Genomic DNA, 8,218 nt, shown 5'->3' with positions numbered 1-8,218 from the left:
GGTCAATCAGCGGTTCGACCCATTCACTGCGCGCCGCGATGTAGCCGCAGCGCACGGCCGCGGACAAGGTCTTCGAAAAGCTGCCGATCGACACCACGCGCGCGAGACCGTCGAACGCCGCGAGTCGCGGCGCCGGCTCGTCTTCGAAGTCGGCGAAGATATCGTCCTCGACGATCAGCAGATCGTGCTCGCCCGCCAGTTTCAGCAGCCGGTGCGCAATGGCCGGCGCGAGCGTGGCGCCGGTCGGATTGTGAACCGCGGAATTGGTCACGTAGAGCCGCGGGCGATGCTCGATCAGCGCCCGCTCGAATGCCGCCAGATCGGGCCCGGACGGGGTATAAGGCACCCCCACGATGCGGGCGCGATGCGCGCGCAGCAGCGCCTGAAAGTTGAAATAGCATGGATCGTCGATCAGGACCGTGTCGCCGGGTTCGAGCAGAAAACGGCAGACCAGATCGAGCGCATGCGTGCCGCCGTCAGTCAGTACGATCTGCTCGGGTGGCGCCTCCACACCGTGTTGCGCGAGCCGCCACGCGAGTTGCTGACGCAGCGCGGGCAGACCCAGCGGACTCGCGTATTCGGCCAGCGGCGCCTGGCGGTCGCGCGCCACGGCGCGCAGCGCGCGGCGCACGCCGTCTTCCGGCAGCCACGCCGGCGGCATCCAGCCGCAGCCCGGCCGAACACCTTCGCGCCCGCCTCCAGCGACTGCCGCGTGAGCCACAGCGGATCGACCTCGCGATCGAGGCGCGGTCCGAGATCGGCAAGCGCGAGCGGCGGCGCATGGCCCGAGACAAAAAAACCGGAGCCGCGCCGTGCCACGATCACGCCTTCCGCGACCAGCCGGTCGTATCCTTCCACTACCGTCGACTTCGACACGCCGAGCGTCTCGGTCATCATGCGGATCGACGGCACGCGCGCGCCCGGCATCAGCGAACGGCTCGCTATGCGCTCGCGCAAGCTGTCCATCACCGTGCCGACCCGCGTGCCGGTATGGGCGCCCGCGGCAGCCCGGTTGTTATCGCTTTCCGCCATCTGTACTGCTCCTTGTTCGGTACAGTTTGGGTGAATTGTACTGATCCGTAGCTTACCCTTGGCAGCCCGAAAGCGGATGCTAGGTGTTCCATTTCAATGTGCATGGACTCTTTCGATGGACAAGACAACGAACGGCTGGGTGAGCGGCATGGTGGGCGTGTTGATATTCAGCGGCTCGCTGCCCGCCACGCGCATCGCCGTACAAGGCCTCGATCCGGTGTTTCTCACGGTCGCCCGCGCGACCATCGCAGGCACGCTGGGACTGCTGCTACTGCTCGTGTTTCGCGAGGCGCGGCCCGCGCGGCGCGATCTCATCCCGCTCGTCGTGGTCGCGCTCGGCGTAGTGGTCGGCTTTCCGCTGTTGACCGCCCTTGCGCTGCGCCACGTGAACGCCGCGCATGCCGTGGTGTTCGTCGGCCTCCTGCCGCTCTCCACCGCGATCTTCGGCGTGCTGCGCGGCGGCGAGCGCCCGCAGCCGGCGTTCTGGCTGTTCTCGGCGCTCGGCAGCGGCGCGGTGGTCGCCTTCGCGTTGCGCCATGGCCTCGATGCGTCGCCGATCGGCGATGCGCTGATGCTGGCGGCGATCATCGTCTGCGGCCTGGGCTATGCCGAAGGCGCGCGGCTGTCGCGTCACCTCGGTGGCTGGCAGGTGATTTCGTGGGCGCTGGTGCTGTCGCTGCCGCTGATGCTGCCGCTTGCCTGGTGGACGCGGCCCGCCTCGTTTGAAGGCGTGAGCCACGCGGCGCTGTGGGGGCTCGCGTATGTGTCGCTCTTCAGCATGCTGATCGGCTTCGTGTTCTGGTATCGCGGACTGGCGCTCGGCGGCATCGCGGGGGTCGGGCAGTTGCAGTTGCTGCAACCGTTCTTCGGCCTATTGCTGGCCGGCTTGCTGTTGCACGAGGAGGTGCCCCCCGCGATGATTCTCGTGACGGTCGTGGTGGTCGGGTGCGTGGCGGGTGCGCGGCGCTTCTCGCGAACGAAACCGGCGGCGGCGCAGGCAAGACCCGCCGCGTAGCGGCCATTGTTCAGCTAAATCCTATCGAACAAACTTGTCGATAATTTTTTTAAGCTGGCGCTGAGTTTATTGGTTTTGTTAGATACGTGTCATTGTTTGGCCAAATGACAAGCTACTAACCAGATCAGCGCCCGATGCCGACTGCTTTCGCCCGAACCGTCGAAGCCCGCTTCGCCGAACTCACGCCCACCGCCAAGCGGATTGCCAGCTATCTGCTCGCCAATCTCGACCGGCTGGGCCTCGAAACCGCGGATCAGATCGCACAGCAGGCGGGCACCAGCGGCATCTCGGTGGGCCGGTTCCTGCGCAGCGTCGGCTATCGGAATCTCGACGATCTTAAACGCGAACTGCGCGGCACGCAGGAGCGCCCGTGGATGATCACGGACCGGCTCGACGCATTCCGCCGCGTGGCGAGCGAGCAAGGCGATGCAGCCCAGGCCGGCGCACCCACTCCCAATCCCGCCCTCGCCCGTTCGCTCGAACTCGAAATCGGGGCGATCCAGCACGTCTATCAACTCGCGCAAGCGCCGATGTTCGCGCACGTGGCCGAACGCATTTCGAACGCGGACGCCGTCTATATCCTCGGCATTCAGTCGACCCGCGGGATCAGCAACGCGTTCTATAGCTACCTCGAATACATCCGCCCGCGGGTGTTCTATTCCGACGGCATGTCGGGTTCGTACGTCGATTCGCTGAACTCCGAGTTCGCGTCGCCGTATCTGATCGTCACCGACACGCGCGCTTACTCGATGATCGCGCGCCGCTATTGCGAGGCCGCCACGCGCCGCGGCCTGCCCTTCGCGCTCGTCACCGATATCTATTGCCCGTGGGCGAGAGACTTTGCGGGCGACCTTCTGCAGGTCAAGACCGACGTCGGCCAGTTCTGGGACTCGCTCGCCCCGCTCACCTGCCTCTTCAACCTGCTGATCAGCGCGATCGTCGAGCGGCTCGGACCGACGCTCGACGAGCGCGTGGCCCGCAATCGCGAGCTGCAAGGCGAACTCAACCAGTTCGATCTTTGAACCTCACTTCACTGCCATGAACGACCACCGACTCATCGAAATTACGCCGGCCACGCACGGCGTCGACATCGACCTCGTGTACGCCACGCCGCGCAATCTCACCGGCAAGCCGATCTACAAGGCGGCGCACTGCCTGCTGCTGGAACCCGCCGAAGCGGCGCTGCGCCAGGCCGTGCAACTCGCGCGCAATATCGGCACGACGCTGCGTATTTTCGACGCCTACCGTCCGCCGCAAGCGCAGCAGGTGCTGTGGGATTTCCTGCCCGATCCGACCTATGTCGCCGACCTCAGCCGCGGCTCGAACCATAGCCGCGGCACCGCGCTCGACTTGACGCTCGTCGCTGCGAACGGCGAGGAGCTCGACATGGGCACGGGCTTCGACGCCATGACGATCGAGTCCGAGCACTTCCATCCCGGCTTGCCCGAGCACGTGCAACGCAATCGCACGCTGCTGCTCGGCGTGATGCATGGCGCCGGCTTCACGCACATCAAGAGCGAATGGTGGCACTACGAGCTGCCGGGCTCGCGCGCGTTGCCGCTGATCGACAACAGCGGGAGCGGTCCGCTGCGCCTGATGTAAGCCGTTCGCCTTTGCAGTGCCCCTCTTCCCTGGCTGTTCACATTCCTCACGGAGCGAGTATGAAACTGGTTTTGCGCAATGCGTTGGCGGTGGCCGCCGTCGCGTCCGCCCTGGCGCTGTCGGTGGCGGGCGGTCCCGCTCAGGCGGCCACGCCGAAAGACATGTTCGTCATGGCCACGCTGCTCGATGAATTCACCACGCTCGATCCAGGCGAAGTCTACGAGCTCGTGCCGGAAGAATATGTGGCGAATACCTACGACCGCCTCGTGCGTGTCGACTTGCGCGACCCGTCGAAATTCAACGGCGACGTCGCGCAATCGTGGACGGTCAGCCCCGACGGCCTCACCTTCACGTTCAAGATCCGGCCGGGCCTCAAGTTCCATTCGGGCAATCCTTTGACGGCCGACGACGTCGCCTGGTCGATCCAGCGCACCGTGCTGCTCGACAAAGGACCGGCAGCGGTGCTGCAGGGCATTGGTCTGGCGAAAGACAACGTGCTGCAGCGCGTGAAGAAAGTCGACGACACGACCGTGAGCGTCACGACCGATCAGAAATACGCACCGACCTTCGTGCTCAATGTGCTGGGTTCCTGGCCGGCTTCGGTGCTCGACCAGAAGCTGCTGATGTCGCATCAGAAGGGCAACGACTTCGGCAACGACTGGCTGCGCACCAACGAGGCCGGGTCCGGCGCCTACAAGCTCGTCAAGTGGACCGCCAACGACAGCATCGTGCTGCAACGCTTCGACGGCTATCGCTTGCCGCTCGCGATGAAACGCATCGTGTTGCGCCATGTGCCGGAAGCGTCGAGCCAGCGTCTTCTGCTGGAAAATGGCGACGTCGACGTCGCGCGCGATCTGAGCCCCGACGACCTCGCCACGCTCGGCAAAAGCGGCAAAGCCCGCGTGACGCCGGTGCCGCAAGCCACGCTGATGTACCTCGGCCTGAACGTGAAGAACCCGAACCTCGCCAAACCCGAGGTGCAGGAAGCGATGAAATGGCTGATCGACTACAACGGCATTCAGGATCACGTCGTTCGATCCACCTACAAGGTGCACGAGACCTTCCTGCCGGAAGGCTTCCTTGGCGCGCTGAATGTGAACCCCTATCAGCAGAACGTCGCCAAAGCCAAAGCCCTGCTCGCGAAAGCCGGACTCGCCAACGGCTTCACGGTGAAGATGGACGTGCGCAACGACTATCCGTACAACGAAATCGCGCAGGCGATCCAGGCCAATCTCGCGCAGGCCAACATCAAGGTCGAGATCATTCCGGGCGACAACAAACAGACGCTCGCCAAATATCGCGCCCGTCAGCACGATATCTATATCGGCGAATGGTCCGCGGACTATATCGACCCGCACAGCAACGCGCAGGGCTTCACGTGGAATCCGGACAATAGCGACGCGTCGAGCTACAAGATGCTCGCCTGGCGCAATGCGTGGGACATTCCCGAGCTGACGAAGGAAACCAACGCGGCGCTTGCCGAATCGTCGACCGCCAAACGCGCGCAGATGTATCAGGCCATGCAGAAGGAAGTCCTGGCGAAGTCGCCGTTCGTCATCATGTTCGAGAAGGTCGCGCAGGTGGCGTATCGTCCGGGCGTGAGCGGTCTCGAGGTCGGCCCGATCAACGACCTCGTGTCGTATCGTGATCTGAAGAAGCAGTAAGCGCCAGAGCCTGAAGCGCGGTATTTTTGCGGGGATGGATTGCCGCGTCGTGGCCGCGCTTCAGGCAAGGAACCTAACCATGTCGACTCCCATCACCCCCCTCACCACGCTGGAGCGCGTACGCGCGTTCTCCGCCGGTCACGGCAGCGTACGTGGAACCCTGCTTCTGCTGCGCTGGGTGCTGACGCTGCTGATCACATTTATCGGCCTGCTGGCGGTGACCTTCGTCATCGGCCGCAAGGTGCCGATCGATCCGGTGCTGGCCGTGCTCGGCGATCGCGCTTCCGCGCAGGCTTATGCCGCGATGCGCATCGAACTCGGCCTCGACAAGCCGCTCGTAGTGCAATTTCTGATCTATGTACGCGATGTGTTGCACGGCAACCTCGGCATGTCGCTGCTGAGCGCGAATCCGGTGATCGACGATATCAAGCGCGTGTTCCCCGCCACGCTCGAGCTGGCCACGCTATCCACGATTCTCGGCGTGCTGGTGGGTGTGCCGCTCGGCGTGATCGCCGCGGTCCGCCATAACCGCTGGATCGATCATGTCGCGCGCTTCGTCGGCTTGATAGGCAGTTCGGTGCCGGTCTTCTGGCTCGGCCTGATGGGTTTGCTGCTGTTTTACGCGAAGCTGCATTGGGTGTCCGGTCCGGGCCGCATCGATCCGGTGTTCGACGGGATGGTCGACACCCGCACAGGCAGCCTGCTGATCGACTCGCTGATCGCCGGCGAATGGGACGTGTTTCTCAACGCGCTCTCGCATATCGCGTTGCCCGCGGCGATTCTCGGCTACTACTCGGTGGCTTATCTGAGCCGGATGACACGCTCATTCATGCTCGACCAGTTGAGCCAGGAATACATCACCACGGCACGCGCCAAAGGCTTGCCGGAGCGCCGCGTGATCTGGCGGCATGCGTTCGGCAATATCGCCGTGCCGCTTCTTACCGTAATCGCGCTCGCCTACAGCTATCTGCTCGAGGGCTCGGTGCTCACGGAAATCGTCTTCGCGTGGCCCGGTATCGGTTCTTACCTCACCGGCGCGTTGCTCAATGCCGATATGAACGCGGTGCTCGGCAGCACCCTCGTGATCGGCATCACCTTCATCGCCCTCAACCTGCTGACCGACGCGCTGTACCGCGTGTTCGATCCGCGCGCCCGCTGATGCTCCGGAGATCGACGCCGTGCTCCCTTCCACCCACGATTCACCGCAGGATCGGCCGATGAACGCCCCGCCCCGACACTGGAAAGACTGGCTCCTGAGCGACACGCCCGGCTCGCGCAAACAGGCCGCGCTCGGGCTCGCTTACCGGCGCTGGCGGCGCTTCACCGGCAATCCGCTATCGGTGTTCGGCTTCGCGATTCTGGCGCTGCTGATCGTCGTCGCGGCGATCGGGCCGTGGTTCGCGCCGCACGATCCGTTGCAACAGGTGCTGGCGGACCGCTTGCTGCCGCCCGGCTCCGCGTCGCACTGGCTCGGCACCGATCAGCTCGGGCGCGACATTCTCTCGCGGCTGATTTACGGCTCGCGCCTGACGTTGTCGATCGCGATCCTGGTCGTCGTGATCGTCGTGCCGGTCGGTTTGCTGGTGGGCACCACGGCCGGCTTCTTCGGCGGCTGGATCGATAACGTGCTGATGCGCATCACCGATATCGCGCTGGCCTTTCCCAAGATCGTGCTGGCGCTCGCCTTCGCCGCCGCGCTCGGCCCGGGCGTCATCAATGCGGTGATCGCCATTTCGATTACCGCATGGCCGGCTTATGCACGACTCGCGCGCGCCGAAACGCTGCGCATCGTGCAGGCCGACTTCATGCACGTGGCGCGTCTGCAAGGGGCGTCGCGCCTGCGTTTGCTGCTGCGTTATGTGATGCCGCTGTGTTCGTCGTCCGTGATCGTGCGGGCCACGCTCGACATGGCCGGCATCATTCTGACGGTGGCCGGGCTCGGCTTTCTCGGCCTCGGCGCGCAACCGCCCAGTCCGGAATGGGGCTTCATGGTGGCGTCGGGCCGCAATGTCCTGCTCGACGCCTGGTGGGTCGCGACCATTCCCGGCTTGGCGATTCTGCTCGTGAGCCTGTCGTTCAATCTGCTCGGCGACGGTCTGCGCGACGTCTTCGATCCCCGTCATGGAGGCTGAAAAAATGGCAGTAATTTCCAGCCACCCGCTGTGCGAAATCGACGACCTGCATGTGGCTTTTCGCGGTCACGACGGCAAACTGAGCGATGCCGTGCGCGGTCTCTCTCTGACTGTCAACAAGGGCGAACGGCTTGGCATTGTCGGCGAATCGGGTTCGGGCAAATCGCTGACCGGCCGCGCGCTGCTCGGCCTGTTGCCGCCCGCCGCGCATTGCACGGCGAAGGCGCTCCGGTTCGAGGGTCAGGATCTGCTCGCGATGCCGCCTCGCAAACGCCGCCGTCTTTGCGGGCAGCAAATGGGCATGATCCTGCAGGACCCGAAGTATTCGCTCAATCCGGTGATGACCGTCGCGCAGCAGATGCGCGAAGCATTCGCGTTGCACGATCCGAAGCTGGGCCGCAAGGCGATGCGCGAGAAGATCGTCGACGCCCTCGCCGCGGTGCATATCCGCAATCCGGAGCGGGTTGCCGACGCCTGGCCGCACGAGCTATCCGGCGGCATGGGACAACGCGTGATGATCGCGATGATGGTGTCGTCGGGCCCGCGCCTGCTGGTCGCCGACGAACCGACAAGCGCGCTCGACGTGCTGGTCTCGGTGCAGGTGCTCGCCATCCTCGACGAAATGATCGCGAAGCACGACACCGGCCTGATCCTGATCAGTCACGACCTGCCGCTCGTCATGTCGTTCTGCGACCGCGTCGTCGTGATGTATGCGGGACGTGTGGTCGAAACCTGCGCGGCGCGCGATCTGCTTCATGCGCAACATCCCTATA

Annotated in this window: 7 protein-coding genes and 1 pseudogene; 7 read left to right on the top strand and 1 reads right to left on the bottom strand. The window is 64.5% G+C overall.

The window, feature by feature from the left end:
- Nucleotides 1-1,032 (bottom strand): annotated as a pseudogene (locus QOC89_RS31765) (PLP-dependent aminotransferase family protein); the annotation flags it as partial.
- 115 nt (nt 1,033-1,147) lie between these two features.
- On the opposite strand from QOC89_RS31765, the gene QOC89_RS31760 reads away from it, so the two are divergent.
- From QOC89_RS31760 to QOC89_RS31730, 7 genes are all read left to right on the top strand, one after another.
- Complete coding sequence (locus tag QOC89_RS31760) at nt 1,148-2,047, top strand: DMT family transporter (RefSeq protein ID WP_323048670.1); 900 nt, start codon at nt 1,148-1,150, stop codon at nt 2,045-2,047.
- A gap of 134 nt (nt 2,048-2,181) precedes the next feature.
- Nucleotides 2,182-3,069, top strand: coding sequence for a sap1 transcriptional regulator SapR (sapR, locus tag QOC89_RS31755; protein ID WP_323048669.1), 888 nt, complete (start codon nt 2,182-2,184; stop codon nt 3,067-3,069).
- 16 nt (nt 3,070-3,085) lie between these two features.
- A complete protein-coding gene (gene ddpX, locus QOC89_RS31750; protein WP_323048668.1) occupies nt 3,086-3,649 on the top strand; it encodes a D-alanyl-D-alanine dipeptidase in 564 nt (187 codons plus the stop codon).
- A gap of 59 nt (nt 3,650-3,708) precedes the next feature.
- The gene (locus QOC89_RS31745) at nt 3,709-5,313 is read left to right on the top strand and encodes an ABC transporter substrate-binding protein (RefSeq protein WP_323048667.1); all 1,605 of its coding nucleotides are present in this window, start codon (nt 3,709-3,711) and stop codon (nt 5,311-5,313) included.
- Between the two features lie 79 nt (nt 5,314-5,392).
- Entirely contained in the window at nt 5,393-6,472 is a 1,080-nt protein-coding gene (locus QOC89_RS31740) for an ABC transporter permease (RefSeq protein WP_323048666.1), read from the top strand.
- 58 nt (nt 6,473-6,530) lie between these two features.
- Nucleotides 6,531-7,445: a nickel transporter permease gene (nikC, locus tag QOC89_RS31735; RefSeq protein WP_323048665.1), complete on the top strand. Its 915-nt coding sequence runs from the start codon at nt 6,531-6,533 to the stop codon at nt 7,443-7,445.
- Nucleotides 7,446-7,449: 4 nt separating this feature from the next.
- Nucleotides 7,450-8,218, top strand: a 769-nt coding sequence (locus QOC89_RS31730) for an ABC transporter ATP-binding protein (protein ID WP_323048664.1), incomplete at its 3' end; no start/stop codon positions are given.

It is taken from the genome of Paraburkholderia sp. (assembly GCF_034668105.1).
In the GTDB taxonomy this organism is placed as follows: Bacteria; Pseudomonadota; Gammaproteobacteria; order Burkholderiales; family Burkholderiaceae; genus Paraburkholderia.
This window is presented reverse-complemented; position numbering and strand designations above follow the sequence as displayed.